Origin of the sequence: Vibrio sp. K4 (genome assembly GCF_051122595.1) — a bacterium.
Lineage (GTDB): Bacteria > Pseudomonadota > Gammaproteobacteria > Enterobacterales > Vibrionaceae > Vibrio > Vibrio owensii.
Genome location: NZ_CP178577.1, coordinates 3,244,143 through 3,260,393, shown reverse-complemented (window position 1 = coordinate 3,260,393; position 16,251 = coordinate 3,244,143). Strand labels below are relative to the sequence as shown.

General features: G+C 43.8%; 10 protein-coding genes and 1 pseudogene. 5 read left to right on the top strand and 6 right to left on the bottom strand.

The features are described from left to right. Positions 1–310: 310 nt before the first annotated feature. Positions 311–562, top strand: a complete 252-nt coding sequence (locus tag ACLIIY_RS14655; RefSeq protein WP_065645813.1) for a hypothetical protein — start codon at positions 311–313, stop codon at positions 560–562. A 675-nt stretch (positions 563–1,237) separates the two neighbouring features. Then, positions 1,238–2,314: a formylglycine-generating enzyme family protein gene (locus ACLIIY_RS14650; protein WP_434527820.1), complete on the top strand. Its 1,077-nt coding sequence runs from the start codon at positions 1,238–1,240 to the stop codon at positions 2,312–2,314. 23 nt (positions 2,315–2,337) lie between these two features. Here the strand turns inward: ACLIIY_RS14650 and ACLIIY_RS14645 are convergent, their stop codons facing one another. From ACLIIY_RS14645 to tssI, 3 genes are read right to left on the bottom strand one after another with little or no spacing between them, the layout of a single operon-like run. Then, a complete protein-coding gene (locus ACLIIY_RS14645; protein ID WP_203526142.1) occupies positions 2,338–4,899 on the bottom strand; it encodes a LysM peptidoglycan-binding domain-containing protein in 2,562 nt (853 codons plus the stop codon). Positions 4,900–4,911: 12 nt separating this feature from the next. Beyond that, positions 4,912–5,505, bottom strand: coding sequence for a DUF4123 domain-containing protein (locus ACLIIY_RS14640; RefSeq protein WP_065645817.1), 594 nt, complete (start codon positions 5,503–5,505; stop codon positions 4,912–4,914). After that, a complete protein-coding gene (gene tssI / locus ACLIIY_RS14635; RefSeq protein ID WP_434527819.1) occupies positions 5,487–7,745 on the bottom strand; it encodes a type VI secretion system tip protein TssI/VgrG in 2,259 nt (752 codons plus the stop codon). The genes ACLIIY_RS14640 and tssI overlap by 19 nt, the downstream gene beginning before the upstream one ends. 415 nt (positions 7,746–8,160) lie before the next feature. Between tssI and ACLIIY_RS14630 the strand changes: the two genes are divergently transcribed. Next, the gene (locus ACLIIY_RS14630; RefSeq protein WP_230732005.1) at positions 8,161–8,988 is read left to right on the top strand and encodes a restriction endonuclease; all 828 of its coding nucleotides are present in this window, start codon (positions 8,161–8,163) and stop codon (positions 8,986–8,988) included. A gap of 304 nt (positions 8,989–9,292) precedes the next feature. Here the strand turns inward: ACLIIY_RS14630 and ACLIIY_RS14625 are convergent, their stop codons facing one another. Beyond that, positions 9,293–9,757 carry a hypothetical protein gene (locus ACLIIY_RS14625; protein WP_285339200.1) on the bottom strand — a complete coding sequence of 155 codons (465 nt, stop codon included), beginning with the start codon at positions 9,755–9,757 and terminating at the stop codon, positions 9,293–9,295. A 125-nt stretch (positions 9,758–9,882) separates the two neighbouring features. On the opposite strand from ACLIIY_RS14625, the gene ACLIIY_RS14620 reads away from it, so the two are divergent. Next, on the top strand, positions 9,883–10,140 hold the full coding sequence (locus tag ACLIIY_RS14620; protein ID WP_065645821.1) for a helix-turn-helix domain-containing protein: 258 nt from the start codon (positions 9,883–9,885) through the stop codon (positions 10,138–10,140). Positions 10,141–10,857: 717 nt separating this feature from the next. Here the strand turns inward: ACLIIY_RS14620 and ACLIIY_RS14615 are convergent. Further along, a complete protein-coding gene (locus ACLIIY_RS14615; protein ID WP_065645822.1) occupies positions 10,858–13,341 on the bottom strand; it encodes a DEAD/DEAH box helicase in 2,484 nt (827 codons plus the stop codon). A 217-nt stretch (positions 13,342–13,558) separates the two neighbouring features. On the opposite strand from ACLIIY_RS14615, the pseudogene ACLIIY_RS14610 reads away from it, so the two are divergent. Then, positions 13,559–13,738 (top strand): annotated as a pseudogene (locus tag ACLIIY_RS14610) (NAD(P)/FAD-dependent oxidoreductase); the annotation flags it as partial. Positions 13,739–13,788: 50 nt separating this feature from the next. Here the strand turns inward: ACLIIY_RS14610 and ACLIIY_RS14605 are convergent. Beyond that, a complete protein-coding gene (locus ACLIIY_RS14605) occupies positions 13,789–16,236 on the bottom strand; it encodes a sensor domain-containing protein (protein WP_434527818.1) in 2,448 nt (815 codons plus the stop codon). Between the last annotated feature and the right edge of the window lie 15 nt (positions 16,237–16,251).

Genomic DNA, 16,251 nt, shown 5'->3' with positions numbered 1-16,251 from the left:
GATACAAATTGTTGAAGGGATATTGCATCCTGAATTTTCTACATGCGATACCAAAACTTATGCATATTTTTGGTATATGTACTAAATTCAACGTTACTTTTGGTATTTGCGCTCAAATACACGACCAGAAAAGTGTGAAATACCAAAACTAGAGTTAAATTTTGGTATTGGTTTTAAACAGTAGTTCCTTTGGGAACACCTCAATTAAGATGTATGTACGCTAGACGTGTTGCCTCCTGGCGCTGATAATTAACACCATTAAAATTGATTCAAATATGTATTTGGACGTTAGACCACAAGGAGCGCCTCAATGCGTGACCCTAAACGAATAGAAACTACGCTTTTACTTTTGAAGGAGCTTTGGGGCAACAATGCTGACCTTCGGTTCAATCAGTTGATGTATAACCTTCAACGAGAGTTTTCACTCGAGAACGATGGTAAAGGGCAAATCACGGAAATCTCGCAAGAGGGTATTCAGCATGTTGGTTATGATCTGTTTTACATAGAAGATGACATTTTCATTCAATTTCTAGAGAGAAAGCTAACGCAACAACAGCGCTAGCTTTTGGTTAGATAACAAAACATCGTTGAAAGTTGTGAAAGAATTACTAGTGGTTGCTACTCTGCATGAACTGCCTTGGTAAATGCAACGCACATCTGTTGTATAACATTACGGTGGACTTTCTGGATATTGCGGGCACGACCCTCACTCACAATAACTCTACTCATCAAGCGAGTAACTGCTTCACGACGCTGTTGGTCGGAAAGGCGAATTCTTTTAGTTTGTTGTGTCATGTCGTATATCTTAGATGGCTAGCCGCGGATTTCATTCGGTAACGATTAGACATTAATATAGCTTTGACCTTGTATCGCGTCTACACTCACCTAAACAGGTTCAATAGATTGGGCTAATTCTTGCCCTTTTATCTGTAAGGGTATGAACCCCTGTTACCGTAAAGAGAGTTGCATCCTGAATGCTCTTATGAATATCTGTGTTAGAGGGCTCTTTAAAGGGGAGGTCTGGCAGTTCCACCGCAAATTTCCAGTACCAGTAAATGGCACACATATCAAACGTCCAATTAGGACGATATTTTCTAAGTCTCTTATCGCTGGTGACAATCAGCCTCTTTCCTAAAATAGGAACACAGTCGTTATAACTAGTCATACAGTGCCTTTGAAACTGTTCTCACCTTTTATTTTTGCGTAAAATATGCTCATAAAGTAAAAGGAATACCAAATGAAAAACAGATGGTTAGGTATGGCTTGTGTGCTTCCTTTATTGGTTGCGTGCAATAGCAAAAGTTCACCAATTAAGGTGTCTAGCGAGACCGTTTCACAAAAGCAAATCGATACGATTGTGTCGAACATCAATAAGTTCTACCCAGAGGCAACCCAAGAGCAAAAGCAGAAAGCGGCAGAAGTGGTGGTACGAGCTATCGAGAACATGGTGTTCGTCGAAGGCGGAAGCTTCGATATGGGTGATTTCAAGATGGATTGTGATTTCCCAACAAAAACTGAAAACCGCTTAGATTGGTCTCCAGACGCGCAGTGTTTTAACTTTGCTACTAATCTATCTGGAGCCCAACATTTACATAAAGTTACTCTCGATTCTTATTCGATTTCTAAATATGAAACTAGCTTTTTAGATATGGAATGGATGCGTCAAATAAATGGATTACCGGTAGCCCTCACTAACTTCATTAGTGTAATTCCTTTGAAGACAAAGCGTATGGAGCGGACAGATGAAAAATATAAGAAAGCTATTGAATACAATTTGAAAAACAATGAGGCTGCATATACAAAATCTTGGCAAGAGGCAAAGGATTACTGTCAGTGGTTGGGCAAAGTTTCCACTTTAGAATTTGATATTCCGACAGAAGCGCAATGGGAGTTTGCGGCAAGGAGTCGCGGACAGCATTACTACTATGCAACCAATGATGGTTATCGTTCCCTAACTGAAGGACAATATTTTGATCCAGATATGGGTAAATATATAGATATACTCCCTTCAGAAGTAAATAGTAGTACGAGTAGTGAAGAATATATTGGTCAATGGCCAGCAAATCCTCTGGGGATATATGGGATGAGTAATGGTATTCAGGAGTGGGTTAATGATTGGTATGCAAAAGAGTATTACCTAAACTCACCTGAACACAACCCGCAAGGACCGGAAAATGGTATTCAAAAGGTTGTTCGAGATGGTGGCGGAGTAAAAACCTTTGACCGTTTTGGTAAAGATCCTGTTCTTGACGCTTACTCCCCAACCCACAGCTTCCGTTGTACGATTCACGATTCAAAACCGATTTCCAAATAATATTGGCCCGAAAGGGCCAATATTTAAACGTATTGGTTAGGCGTAGACCCACCGTAGATTGATGCATATTGCTGATTTACATGAGCTAGCTTGCGTGCAAAGGCTTTACCTTTGTAAGGAGCAAATGGGGCATTTGCTACCTCTTTACTTAAGTTCTTCTCAGCTAGTGATGCCACCCACCTATTAAACTCTCGTTGTTGAGACCCATCAAGAATGGCATTTAGACGTTGGATGTTATCAAAAAGAGTATCCTCCCCACGTTCTTTTTCTCCCTTTTCATTCATTCTCGCTAAGATCTCTTCAAACTTGTGCCAACTGTAAGTACTTTGTGACAACAAAGTGCAAATAGCGTCTTCTTGCTTTTCTTCCCAATTTAGAAGAAACGTTCGAGTAAGAGTATCTAGCATTCTGCCTATTGCTTCCGGCGGAAGCTGATCAAACGGTACACCGCTACGTGTCGATGTGTTTAAAATTCTATCGGAAAGAACGGCCGCCTCTTTTTCTAGAGCTAGGTATTTTTTTCTCTCAGCCTTTATAAAATCAATACTAGCTTTCCCAGCAGTAACTGCCATTTTAAGGGCATCATCTGGCGATTTGATAATATCAGCGGCAGCAAATGCAAAATAAGCAGCATCAACCAAGTATTCATACGCTTGGTTATTGATGTTCTTCAGCATCCGGTAATCTACATACTGAAGTCCTTGCCAGATTACTTTCGCTAAATTCCAAATTTCTTGTGCATTGATAGCAACCGCAAAACCGCCGCCACCGCCTGCCCCCCAAACCAACTTCGCAGATAGTTTTAAAAAAAATTGCCCCCCACGAAGGTAAAGCTCGAAATCTGCGTTATAACCACCACCAACGGAAACATTACCTTCGGTCTGAATTTCAGCCAAAGAGTTAAAGTTTGTGATTTGATCTATTTCTGGCGCTTTCCATTGAACGCCACCTGCAAACTCACCACTTAACTGGCCACCACCAAAAACACTGGCCTTGATGCCTATTTGACCGCCTCCTGCGTTGCCCATGCTCACATGAGGGTCAAACAATATCCCTACATCATCACCAGTTTCCGGTCTTCTGTTACTGATACCTGCTTTTGCTTGAGCAACTACGCCCACAAAACAACCCACTTTCATTTTGGCATTAAAGCGAAAACTGCCAAAGGAGTGTAAGGCTGGCTGACCATTCGCATCGGTGTAATTTAGGCATGGCGTATAACCCGCATCGCTAGGTAAGAAGACTTCTGCCGTAATGGCCGCTTCAAAAGCAGAAAAGCCCGCAGAAGCACCTACACCTAAATCTACGTTTCCTTTCGCATTACCGTGCTCATCCTTCTCAAATGGGTTTAACTCAGCATCGACAGCCGCTTGCATGCCCCAGCGACCAAGTTGCGCCTCAGAACTCACCGCAAACATTGTATTGCCTTCATCGTCGCGTAAGAGTGTATCCGTCGATTTCCATTCAGCAATTTTTCCACCGGGCGCCTGCCACTTCGCAAGGTTAGCTTTAATATCAGGAGCAAGCTTTTTCTGCTCAAGGTCGCTGGTGATATCGTCAGCGATAGCTTTACCAAATTCTTTGATATTTCCCGTACGTAATGCTCGGTTTGCGTTGTTGGTATTAGAGGTGTTTCGCCAACTATTACGAACGGTAGTTTCCTCTTGAAAGAATGCTTCTCGAACATAGGTGTAAACGCCGCGATTAATCGAGTACAACTCTCTAACCCCAGTATTTGTTACAATGCCATCCAATGCTCTCTCTTTTACCGCCATTTTTTTAGCATCAACAGGCTTGCCAGAAGAGCTCTCTTTGGTTGGTGGGACTTTGGCCATCTTTTCCCACGTCGCAAGCTCTTTCTTAAGGTTTGGTACGACTGTCGCAGTCAAACGCTCTTTTAGCTCAATGGCTGAATCTTCGGAGCCAAACCAATTTGAGTATTCCTCAATGTAGCGGATACGCTTTTTCAACTCGGTTACTTTAGCGTTAGCCATTCGCTGGTTTTCTAAAGCTTTTTCTCTCTCAGCCTTTTCTTTTCGAGACTGTTCTGCTTTGACACTTGCTGGATTCTTACGGCTGGGATCTGGCAATATGCCTGCGTATATCAGGTCGGCGCATAGGGCTTCTCGCTTTTGCGTATGCTTTTCCAACTCAGCCCATGTTTCTTTGCCCGTTGGAGCTTGATGAACTAGGTCACTGTAGCATTGAAATAACTTCGTCGTTTCTTCGATTTCCTTATCAAGCTTTTCCACCGATTCTTTCGTTAGGCAATAGAATCGGTTCGCTGATTCACCCGTGGCAAAAATGATATCTTCAATTTCCTTTGGTTCACACAAAGGCGGCGCAACAATTGTCCCTTTCTCTTTTGGACACATTTTGGCGATTGGCTCTACCGGAAACTCGACAGGGATAGGCTCTTCCTCTTCCTGACTAGGAAGGATTAACGTATCGCCAACTTGGATTAAATCAGGATTTGGTTGGTACTTGGGGTTTAGTTCTAACAAGATGTTGAAGTTAACACTTTGCTCGATACCGATGCCAATAAGGGTGTCACCGGGTTTAATTACGTAGGTTTTGTTACTCATGAAACGCGTCCATTACCATTGCTGCGCAATGTTTTGCATTGTGCTCAGTTGTTCTTGCGAGAGTGTCCAAGGTTGAATTGACGTAGTAGCCTTATTAGCGTGGAATAAGTTAATACTTAGCCATTGTTTGCTATGCCAATGCAGAGATGAGAGTAAAGGAAACATTTGTCGTCGCTCCTCATCACTTAATGCTGCCATTAAAGGTACTAGAGTTCTGGGCTCATAAAATCGAAACAATGCTTCTCCTTGATTGCGCGATACAAAGAGACGCTGACGCAATGAGGTTGCGACCTCCGAAGAAGAGTAAGATGGCGAACTCCAAACCAAACAACCACAAGGGGTCTGGCTCATCTTAGCTACGCATGCCTGAAGAGCCTCTTCTGATGATCCGATAGAAACTAAGACAGGCCCCTCATTGAGGTGTGATAGACGAGTACCAGCCATCAACGGGATAACCTCGAATGACTCAAGATGCGCCTCCAATTTCTTTTTCCATTCAGGCCAAAGAAGAGGTTCGATAATCGCGTACGCTTGTTGATTCGTAATTAGGTTCGGTTGGGCATTACCTTGAATTCGCCAGTTTGGATTTAGCTGTGTATTTGACATGTTTTACCGCTCCCACAATCACACAGTTCTTGCATTAAGCCACCATCTTCAACAAACCCTTTATAAGCGGCCGGAGACATAACAGGTGGTGTTTTCTTCGCTATAGATAATCCTTTAGGACGCCTTGTAGAAACGCTGCTGTTGCCATTTGCCGCGCCGCCAGGATTGATGTCTACTTTTCCACCCGTTGCAGTAACGTTGCTCGCACCATCAATCGTAATGGAGGTGCCGTTTAAATGAATATTACCGCTGCTCTTTAGCACTAAGCTGGATGCGCCGACGAGGACCTTGATTTCATCCGCAGAGACCACCGCGGTTTCGCCATCAGAGCGGATAGAGGTGTTACCGTTCACTTCGACACTGAGGTTATTGCCGATGCTATGTGTGTCGTCAGCCCCTACATCAATAGAGCGCGATGCCATGATTACCGTGTTTTGGTCTTGCCCTACATCCAGAGAATCGTCTTTACCAATCAAAGTTTGACGATTTTCGTCGATGTACAAATCTCGGTTGTTGGCTATTTTCTCGGATTCATTCGCGTTGTAAGTAACGTGAACATCTTCCTCAACTTGCTCCATAAAGGTTTGCTTAGTGATGGAGGTTTTATGCCCATCAATCACTTCTTTACGGTCACCTAAGATATTATTTTCTTGATTGTTGCCGACTTTTAACTCTTCATCATTACCGATATCTCGATAACGGTTATTGAGCACTTTGGTCTTCATGTCTTTCTGAGCACGGAAATGCACCTCTTCTTGGTCACTCTCATCCTCAAAGTACATTTCATTGTAACCTTCGGCCTTGTGGCTTTGGGTTCTAAACACGGTACGCGTTTTGTTCTCTGGTAATGGGTATGGCGGCGTGTGTAAACCGTTGTACACTGCGCCCGTCACTAACGGGCGGTCTGGGTCACCCTCTAGGAAGGTCACAATCACTTCATGCCCAATACGAGGTAGATAGACAGCTCCCCAGTTCGGGGCTGCCATTGATTGACTAACACGTAGCCAGCATGAACTATGCTCATCACTTTGCGCATAGCGGTCCCAATGGAACTGAACTTTGATGCGTCCATATTCATCGGTGTAGATTTCTTCACCCGCAGGACCAACTACAACCGCGGTTTGAGGACCATCAACGACAGGTGACGCCATTTTAGGTGCACGGAATGTTACGTTTCGTGGTAAGCAGACAAACTGATTGTGATAAGTCGTAGGCTCATCGCTCGATTCTTCTTCGTGTACACGAGGGTTAAAGCCTGTGTGCATCACCGTCAACATGAGGTAATCACGGTTGATGTTGGAACGAGGATGTTGGCTGATATCGAAGCTGTAACCTGCGGTGAGACGCATGATATCGCTCGCGGCCTCAATCTGATGGCTATCCACCGTGTATTCGGACATCCACTCTGTTGCACGCTGCTGACCTAATTCTGGCGTTGTGTAACGACCAAGATAGTCGTAGCGCTGCAAATCAAAGTTTGGGCCTTCATCGGCGCTTTTTCCTTGCGGAATTTTTGGCGTGAGATAGTTGTAATCGCCGTAGCTCACTAACCCAGTACGAGTTCGATGGATTTGCTCAAGGTCGAAAATATGTTCTCGGTCTGGCGTACCACCACCTTGGGCATGATAAATCACAGGTCCTAGGTAAGAAGCATTAGTGGGTGAACTGATGAGCTCTGGTATCGCATCGTTGCTATCGACGATGACCATAGTATGCCCAGCGTCACTGTGTTCGAAATAATACCAAAGCCCATGCTCTGCCATTAATCGCTGCACAAAGTGTTGGTCATTCTCACGGTATTGGAGAACGTACTCTTTCGCTTCATATTGCGCTGACAGCTCAAAGCGGTAATCGCTCATGCCTGCATCATCAAAAACCTGACGAATGATGTCGGGAGCCGCTTGCATCTGGAAGATACGACAATCTTGACGCTGAGTGAGAAACCAAAGGTGTGGAGCCAAGGTAATATGATAGCGCGAGAAGCGGCGACCAGAACCTAAATAGCGAAGCTCAGAGATACTGCCGTTAAACTGACGAGCCGCTCCCACACCTTGACCAAACAAGCTTAGGACACCCATTTTTCGACTTAAGGCATCAAACGTGATGGCATCATCGTCAGACAATACCGTTAGATTCATTTCAAAGGGGGAAGAGACTGTCTCTGTTATTCGAAAGCTTTCGACTTTAAATGCACCGGAGAAACCAGAAACATTAAAGGTGAAGTTTACATCATTAACCATACCATTCGGCTCTTATGACAACGAGGAAATAAGCGGAAAAGGGTTCACCGCCATACGCTAAATAGTCGAACTGTATCAAGCTCTAGAGCACTCATCACCGTGGTGATTTGACGGAAAATGTGAGCATTCAATAGTGTATTCGATTGAGTAGGTAGAGAGATAGGATGTTCCAATCTGAAAGTTCACACTTTGTATAGTGATATGAGCGGATTAAGGCCATCTCTAACAGTTCAGTTTTGTGATATTGGTAAGCAAAAATATTTGAGAGTGACACGATACTTTAAAGAAGTTGCCCTAGAAGAAGATAAAAATTTGAGCTCGTAACGAATTGTTTTATGGATTAATACTCATCATGATTTGCCTGCCAGTCAAACTGTGATTAAATGCGCTTTGGTGCATATTTAAGGGAAGATTAATGGCAAGGAAAAGTGATGGCATCATCTGGCATTTGATGGATGCACCGTGGTGGTTAAGTGTGATTTTATCGATAGGTGTGTATGTCGCCCTTTCATACGTATTACCAGAGCTTGCTGCCAGCAGTAACAACTTTGTTTTTAATGCTGTCGCCCCAAATCTTTCCATGTTCGCACCGTATTTTGCGTTGTTGTTTTTCATTCCCGCGCCGATTGCTTTTTTTAAACAATTTCAGAGAAGGCAGAGGTATCGGGCGACCACCTCACATATTCGCTCGAAACAAGCAACCACGCCATTCCACCAATTAAGCTGGCTAGAGTTTGAATCCTATGTCGGCGAGTACTTTAAGCATCAAGGTTATACCGTGAAGCAGTCTTTTTCACAAAAGCCTGACGGCGGCATTGATATTTGGTTGACGAAAGATGGTGAATTGAGCCTAGTACAATGTAAACACTGGAAGGCCAAGAAAGTTGGCATTCAGGTACTTCGAGAAATGTACGGTGTCATGATAGAGCACCACGCAAGCAAAATGATTATCGTCACGTCAGGAGACTTTACTTCGGAAGCCATTGCTTACGCGCAAGATAAACGCCTGTGGTTGGTCAATGGCTCAGAGCTGGTTCATATGATTGAGGATGGACGGAGCTTTGAAAATAAACCACCAAAGCCAACGAGCGACGTGAAACCGGTATCGAAAGTGTGCCCAAACTGTCAGTCTGTCCTTGTAAAACGAGTGGCGAAACGAGGAGTAAATAAAGGGAAGGCATTTTATGGTTGCACTTCGTTTCCAACGTGTCGATACACGATTGATTATTCAAAGCCTAATTAGCGATGCTGCTCCTAAAAGGCGTCTGATTAATGAGCGGTAATTGGCGTGTTTTGCTCAAAAACAAAAAAGGATAAAGACAGGCTGTGGGCGGCTTTTCACATCCTTGTACGTCCCTATAGCTGTACTCAATGCTCTCACTTTAACCCACAGCTCGAAAAGCCGCATCGCTAGTTTAAGAGGCTTCTAAAGCACCAACAAGTGGGGATTGTCATCATACTTTGAAGTTATAGCGAGTCTCCCAAAATAGAGATAGGCTACTGATAATTCGAGGGATAACATTTGTTATCTTGGTTTGGCTATCTTGTTACTTTCGGTGGTTTGCCGCAATACATTGCCAAATGTCGGGTAAGCGGTGACCTAGCCTTTGTAACGTCATCACAATTTGAGATTGGTGATGTTCATCCGTTGGTGCGCCATGACCAAAGCGCAACTCTTTACAGCGTTGAGCTTGTGCTAGATGGTCAAAATCAGCCGTCAACTCTAACAAGGCTTTTTCTACTTGCCGGTAGTTAAAGCAACCTATCGACAAGGTTTGCGCGATGATGCTCAGCCCTAAGTGCATCGACATCATTTTTTGCAGCTCGCGCTGAATATCGGCACTATCATCAATGCGGTACTGCTCGTAGAAGGGCACTAAGAGCGGATATATGTGTGATGGCTTTAGGTTTGACATTAGACGCTGGCGCACGACTAAGGACGAGGCGTTAGGATGGCGTTCTAAAATATGTTCGATGCGACGCTGTAATTGTGCATCATTGAGTCTTCCCATCTCTTCTCAACGTTCAGCATTCAGATAACGTCATTTTGCCATATTGCGTCTCAAGCTTGACCAAGTATTTTGAGAGTTGTGTCGTATAATGGGAGCATTCATCGTCATAACACAGCAATACCATCATGCCTTGTAAACCTATTGATAATAAACTCTTTCTAGAGCACCTCAATGCGCTTCTTTCACACACTCGTGATAGTCGAACCGCTACGCCGGATGTGTCCGCTCTTTTGCCATTTGTTCGAGATGTTGTGCTTGAGGAAGTCGTCATCCACTGTCGAGGCAATCAAGCGAAAGCCTCAAGAATACTAGGATTGAATCGAGGTACGCTACGCACCCACGTGCGTCGAATAAACAAACAAAACAACTATGGCGCTCAATGACGGCGCTTGAGTACCTCTACTGACCGCAGAACTAAACCACTCTTTGATTTTGAATTGGAATGCTTTATTGGGCAAACGGCACAGCTATTTTTTTTCGCTCTCTCAGATACGACAAAGCCACAGGCAGGACCTGTGGCTTTGTATAACAGCGACAGAATGTTTTTCATTCAATTTGAAGAGGGAACGCATTCTGTGTGCAGCGCTGGGCGTTTTATCACCACAATAGGGAGGGAAAACACCTAAGCTTATCAGATGTCCTCGGTGGGCTGCTTTGCAATTATGCCAAGTTCAAATCGATACCATTACTTCTGGCCAGATAGTAAATAGTAACTCAAAGAAAAAGCAGGAATACCCGAGGCTCTCGAGCATAGTCTAAAATTGAGCGTTGAAAATCGCAAGTTTACCAGATGTCAAAATGAAGATAGTTGACGGTATTTTCCCTAAAAGAGTCCTGAAATGAACTTCTAGCAGCAAGTCATCATAAGAATAAATTGTCCAACAGGTTGTTGGACAAATTCTCGTTCCCAATTATGCAAGAGGCTCTTGCATAATTACGAAACAAGTTGTTTCGTAAGTCACTTTTGCCCCAAAGAATGTTAGCAAAGTTGAAAGTACGAGTACTTGTTAAATGTTATTTCAACACATGGGTAAATGGACAGGCAAATCACAGAGCAATCCTGTAGGTAAGAATAGAGCCCTCACGTGAGGGCTCTTCAGTTATTTTACACTATAAGATTTAGTGTAATTATCGACCAAATCTTGACCGCGCAGCTTATATGCAGTCAATTTATCTCGTATAGCAGCAATATTATTGAATTCATCATTTGATGATATCGACTCAAAGAAACTTCTTGCGTTATTTCGCAACTCTTCCAGTTTTTCTTCGTCGATGATCCTAATTTCTGGTTTTGGGGATGATGCATATTCGAATGATGTAGAAGGGTGGATCATTATTGGTGTATGTGTGCTTGTAAAATCATAATTATCAAGAAACCATTGTGAAGATCCATTTAGCTGGTTGCAGTACCCTTTACTTATGTTTTCAGAGGTCGCCTCGTTTTTGCATTCGATAACTAGGTAGTGTTGTCTACCAATAGACCATAGATTGTCAGGTCCTTTATTATAAGAGACCTCAGGTCTTTGACTATTGAAACCTAACATTTTTGCTAAATCATCTATTGCTGCTTCGAATCTGTTCGCAGAATTAGGTTTGAAATGTAGATCTTCAATTATGGCGTTCGCAGCAACAATCATCTTGCTTTTTATAAGGAATTTACTTTGAAGATAACTAGAACACTGCTCTGCTTGTTCATGTGTTAAATTGTTGACTTTCTTGTAATCTAGTCCTGCTAGCGGTTTCAACAGCCTTTGATTTAAAGCATTTGCTGAAAGGAGTATTCTTTGAGCTGCTGATTCATCGTGAATATTTGTATATTCTGCGAGTATTTGCTTCAGATATCCTTGTAGAGCTGAATCTGTACACCCGTTAGCTGCTTGCTCAATAGTCTCACAAGCTTTTAGGGTATTTCCTCGTACTGCGTATAAATATGCTTCATACAGTGATAATTTTATGCTTTTTACACCAACTCTTTCTTCGTATGTCAGTGAAGCAAGTTGCCCTTTGCTTACTCCGACCCAGCTTGAATTTTGCAAAAAGCAATAATCCATCAATTGTTCAAGCTCTGTTGCAGGCTTACCTTTAACTTGTTCGGCAATTTTCTCTGAAAGCTCCATTTGTGATCTTGTTGCCGGTGAAAAATTCTCTATAGCATTTTCTGTGTAAATTGTACTCGTTAATCGCTTTCCAGTAAGCATGACTACGCAGTAGTCGTCGTTTGAACGAACGCCTCGACCCATACCTTGTTCAATCCGCTGGATTTTCTCAACATTGTCATAATTGCTAGACATCAACGCAGATTGCTTTACACGATCAATCAAATGTCTTGCGTCAGGCAAACCGTCAATGACCAAAAGCCTACAAGCATTTTGAGGTAAATCTATACCATCATATCTATTTGTTAAGACAACTAGCCCTACGTGCTGAGTCTTTAGACGTGATACTCCTTCACTTATGTTGCTAGAAGTCAAAGTTAGATCTGCGATGTTAGACCACTGCTGTGCTCGATATATGGACGGAGTAATTACAACGACATTGTGTTTTTTCGATACGCGACTGCATAGGTCTTTAATATCTTGGTCAGTTATTTGAGGATTAATTACTTGAGGTAGCAAGATCATACGGTCACCGACATCACCAGCAATGTCAGGTGTAATCGGATTGGATAGCTCATTGGGCATCACTCCGAAATGTGTTGATAGGATACTGTCATCTGCTAGCGTTGCTGTCATAAAGATCTTTCTTGATGCCTTTTCTAATGCAGGTATCACGGAAATAGGTATAAAGTGAGGGGATATCTCTATTCGACTAGAACTAAATACGCAGTTTGATAACAATAGGTGACTCTTAAGGAGTGGGTAAGAGAATTCGATACTTCGATCACTTTTTCCTTTTACTAGTATTTCAGTCACAGCAGATTGGTGTTTTTGCCAGCTCCAAAAAGGGACTTGCAAGAATGCACTTGGGTCGCCATTTATTATTTCATTGTACTTTGCTGTATTTTGGGAACTCAATGCACTAGCAAATGTACTTAGTAACTCGGTATAAATAGGAGATGATTGTGGTATAGACATCGTAAATTGTTGATCTACCGTGTCTAAGCATGCATGAGCATCATCTATGATGATACTTCCAATAGGTATTTTGATACCGTCGTCATCCACTCCAAAGACAGAACGCCCATTTACTAACTTGTGGATGTTAACTATAAGTATACTTTTTCCTGAAAGGTACCTCGGATCGTGTGGGTCTTCTGTTATTTCAATTCCTATTTCTCTGGCTTCTGAAACAACTTGTGCAACGAGGTAGTTATCAGGAACGACGTAAACAGCAGGCCCCTTTTTTTCGTTTAAACAACTTTTTAAAATGAGAAGCCCTACTGCCGTTTTTCCACCACCAGTATTCATTTTGACTACTAAATTATTAGTATCCTTCCTCTCGTACCATTTAGCCCAAACTTGACTCTGAACATCTCTTGGGTATTGGAATTTGCCGCTAATCTTAGGCAAGGCTTGGAAGATTTCTCTTGGAATGTAGGAGCTATCGACAGGGTTAGTGCCCCCTAATTGGCTAAAATCTAACATGTTATGTCCTTAGTATTATTCAATCTGTGATTAAGCAACATAATACATAACGGTTCTCTTTTTTTCTTGCCCTAGTTCACGAGGGGCGGTAATTTGTGTTATAGAATTCCAATAAGTTAGGCATGTGAGCGTTCTTATCCAACGGAAAGTAGTTGTCTTACGTTATCACTGTTCTAATGGATTATATGTTTGACAATTTTTGGACTGTGTTAGGAATACTGCAGAAGTGACCCTAGGCGGCGTAGATACCGATCACTTGTCTTCAAAAACCATGGAATGTAAGAACATCAAAGGCTTGTACTTCATCGGTGAAGTGATGGACGTAACCGGCTGGTTAGGTGGCTATAACTTCCAATGGTGCTGGTCGAGCGGCTTTGTTGCAGGTCAGTGGGTGTAACTTGCTAAGTAAAAGAATTGAAAAAGACCGAGCCAGTGCTCGGTCTTTTTTTATTTAAATAACTTCTCGGCGCGAACTGGGGCGCTAAAGCGGAAGCCTTGTCCGTAGATACAGCCGCGCTCGAATAGGTATTGAGCTTGCTCGTCGGTTTCGATGCCTTCGGCAACTACTTTCAATGACAGGGTTTGTCCCATGGCTATGATGGCGTTCACGATCGCATTGCTGTCGGTGTTGCTTGGAACATCGCTGACGAAAGAGCGGTCGATCTTCAACTTATTGATTGGCAGACCTTTGAGGTAAGACAGTGACGAGTAGCCGGTACCAAAGTCATCAAGGGAAATCTCAATGCCGAGCTCGCGCAGCAAGTTGAGTGATGCGATGGCTTGTTGTGGGTCGATCAGTAGGAAGCTTTCGGTGATTTCCAGCTCTAGACGGTGCGCCGGGAATCCGGTCTCTTTGAGAATCACCCCAAGTTTGCTGATGAAGTCCGATTGTTGTAGCTGAAGAGCCGATACGTTCACCGCGAGCTTGCCAAATTCAATGCCGTTATCCAGCCATGCGCGACCTTGCAAGCAAGCTTGCTCCAAGACCCATTTACCAATGCTTTGAATCAAGCCAGTTTTCTCTGCAATCGGGATAAAGTCCGCTGGAGAAATTATTCCAAGATCAGGGTGTTGCCAGCGTAGCAGGGCTTCTACGCCCACCAGTTCATTGGCGTTTAAGTTGTATTGCGGTTGGTAAGCTAAATGAAGTTGGTTCTTCTCAATCGCTTCATGCAGAGCAGACTGCATACGCACGTGAGACACGGATTTATCGGTCAAATCCGGTGAGTAGAACGCATAGCCGTTGCGACCATTTTTCTTCGCCAAGTACATGGCAGTATCGGCATTCTTGAGCAGGGTTTCGCTGTCTTGTCCGTCTTGAGGATAGCGTGCCACGCCCACGCTGGTGGAAATACGTAAAGATTCGTTCTTGCTGACTTCAAAAGGACGGTTGAACAGGCTGAGTATGTCTTCAATGGTGTCGATTAGCTGCGAATCCGATTCGATATTCGGCAATATGATGACAAACTCATCGCCGCCAATGCGTGCCACATGAGCACGTAAATGCAACACATCTTGCAGACGTTCAGCGAGTTTAGTCAGCAGTTGGTCACCACAGAAGTGTCCCATGCTGTCGTTGATGTGCTTGAAGTGGTCGATATCGAGGAACAGAGTCGCAAACGCGTGTTGATGCTTCTGACCGTTCTCAATGTGCTGTTCTAGCAAGCTGATCAAATGAGTACGGTTAGGAAGGTTGGTCAATGGATCGTAAAACGCCATGCGTTGCAGCTTTTCTTCGTGCGCTTTACGTACCGAGATGTCTTCGAACACACAGATGTAGTTGATCAGGTGGTTCTTATCGTCCATTACCGCACTGATGGTGGCGAGCTGCGGGTAAATGCTGCCATCTTTTTTGCGGTTGATGAATTCGCCTTTCCACTGACCTTTGCTTTCTAGCTGACGCCACAACTGCTGATAAAACTCGTGGTCGTGATGCCCAGAACGCAAGATATTTGGGTTCTTACCGATCACTTCTTCTGCTGCGTAACCAGTGATGTGGGTGAAGGCGCTGTTTACGTCAAGAATGTTGGCTTTGCGGTCGGTGATCACCATCCCTTCATGGGAGTTATCGAAGATTTTGGACGCCAATGACAACTGAGTCTCCACCATTTTTCGGCGAGTGACGTTGCGTGTCATACCCAAAATACCAATCAGCTCTCCGGTTTGATTGCGGATTGGCGATTTGATGGTTTCCAGCCAAGTCGGATTGTTGTTGTCATCAATGAGAGTGCACTCTTCAACCGTATTTTGGCTGCCCGTAGCGATTACCAACTGGTCGGTATCAATGAACTTCTTCGCTCGACGGCTGCTGAATAACTCGAAATCATTCTTGCCGACAATTTCACTGCCCGTCATTTGCCAAGAGTCTTCAACGCTGCGGTTGGTCATCGCGTAGCGACCATCGGTGCTTTTTATCCACGTGTGGTCTTCTAAGCAATCAATGAATTCTTGCAGGGATGGCAGTAAGTCGGGCAATTGAACATCGTGACGCTGCTGCTCTTTATGGTAAGTCTGAGCAACATCAAAGCCGACGCGTCCTGCCAACGCGCTTAACCATCCAGAAATGACAGTATCTTGCTCGGTTGGATGAACCAATGCGAATGCAGCAAACAGCTCACCGCTCGGCAACCATATCGGGCAGTAACTCAAGGTTTGGTTTTGAAAGGGCGTTTGTTCAACAACAAGCTGAGGGTAGATAAAGTGTTCAGTGGCGGGTTCGAGAATCGCGACGACTTCACGATGATGTTGCGGCGATGTCGCCACCTCACTCAAGCGCCATTGGCGAGTGTAGCTGAAAGTATAAAGCTGACCGTGCGCCTGTGTGGCATCACAGCATTGTTGAAGAGCCTGTTTCCAGTCTGTCATCAATGCAGGGGAGATAGCGAAGCGAAACATAATTAATAAAGCATC

What these genes read in the sequence shown, in the direction of transcription:
- ACLIIY_RS14655 (WP_065645813.1), top strand. Translation starts at nt 311, where the DNA reads ATGCGTGACCCTAAACGAATAGAAACTACGCTTTTACTTTTGAAGGAG.
- ACLIIY_RS14650 (WP_434527820.1), top strand. Translation starts at nt 1,238, where the DNA reads ATGAAAAACAGATGGTTAGGTATGGCTTGTGTGCTTCCTTTATTGGTT.
- ACLIIY_RS14645 (WP_203526142.1), bottom strand. Translation starts at nt 4,899, where the DNA reads ATGAGTAACAAAACCTACGTAATTAAACCCGGTGACACCCTTATTGGC.
- ACLIIY_RS14640 (WP_065645817.1), bottom strand. Translation starts at nt 5,505, where the DNA reads ATGTCAAATACACAGCTAAATCCAAACTGGCGAATTCAAGGTAATGCC.
- tssI (WP_434527819.1), bottom strand. Translation starts at nt 7,745, where the DNA reads ATGGTTAATGATGTAAACTTCACCTTTAATGTTTCTGGTTTCTCCGGT.
- ACLIIY_RS14630 (WP_230732005.1), top strand. Translation starts at nt 8,161, where the DNA reads ATGGCAAGGAAAAGTGATGGCATCATCTGGCATTTGATGGATGCACCG.
- ACLIIY_RS14625 (WP_285339200.1), bottom strand. Translation starts at nt 9,757, where the DNA reads ATGGGAAGACTCAATGATGCACAATTACAGCGTCGCATCGAACATATT.
- ACLIIY_RS14620 (WP_065645821.1), top strand. Translation starts at nt 9,883, where the DNA reads ATGCCTTGTAAACCTATTGATAATAAACTCTTTCTAGAGCACCTCAAT.
- ACLIIY_RS14615 (WP_065645822.1), bottom strand. Translation starts at nt 13,341, where the DNA reads ATGTTAGATTTTAGCCAATTAGGGGGCACTAACCCTGTCGATAGCTCC.
- ACLIIY_RS14605 (WP_434527818.1), bottom strand. Translation starts at nt 16,236, where the DNA reads ATGTTTCGCTTCGCTATCTCCCCTGCATTGATGACAGACTGGAAACAG.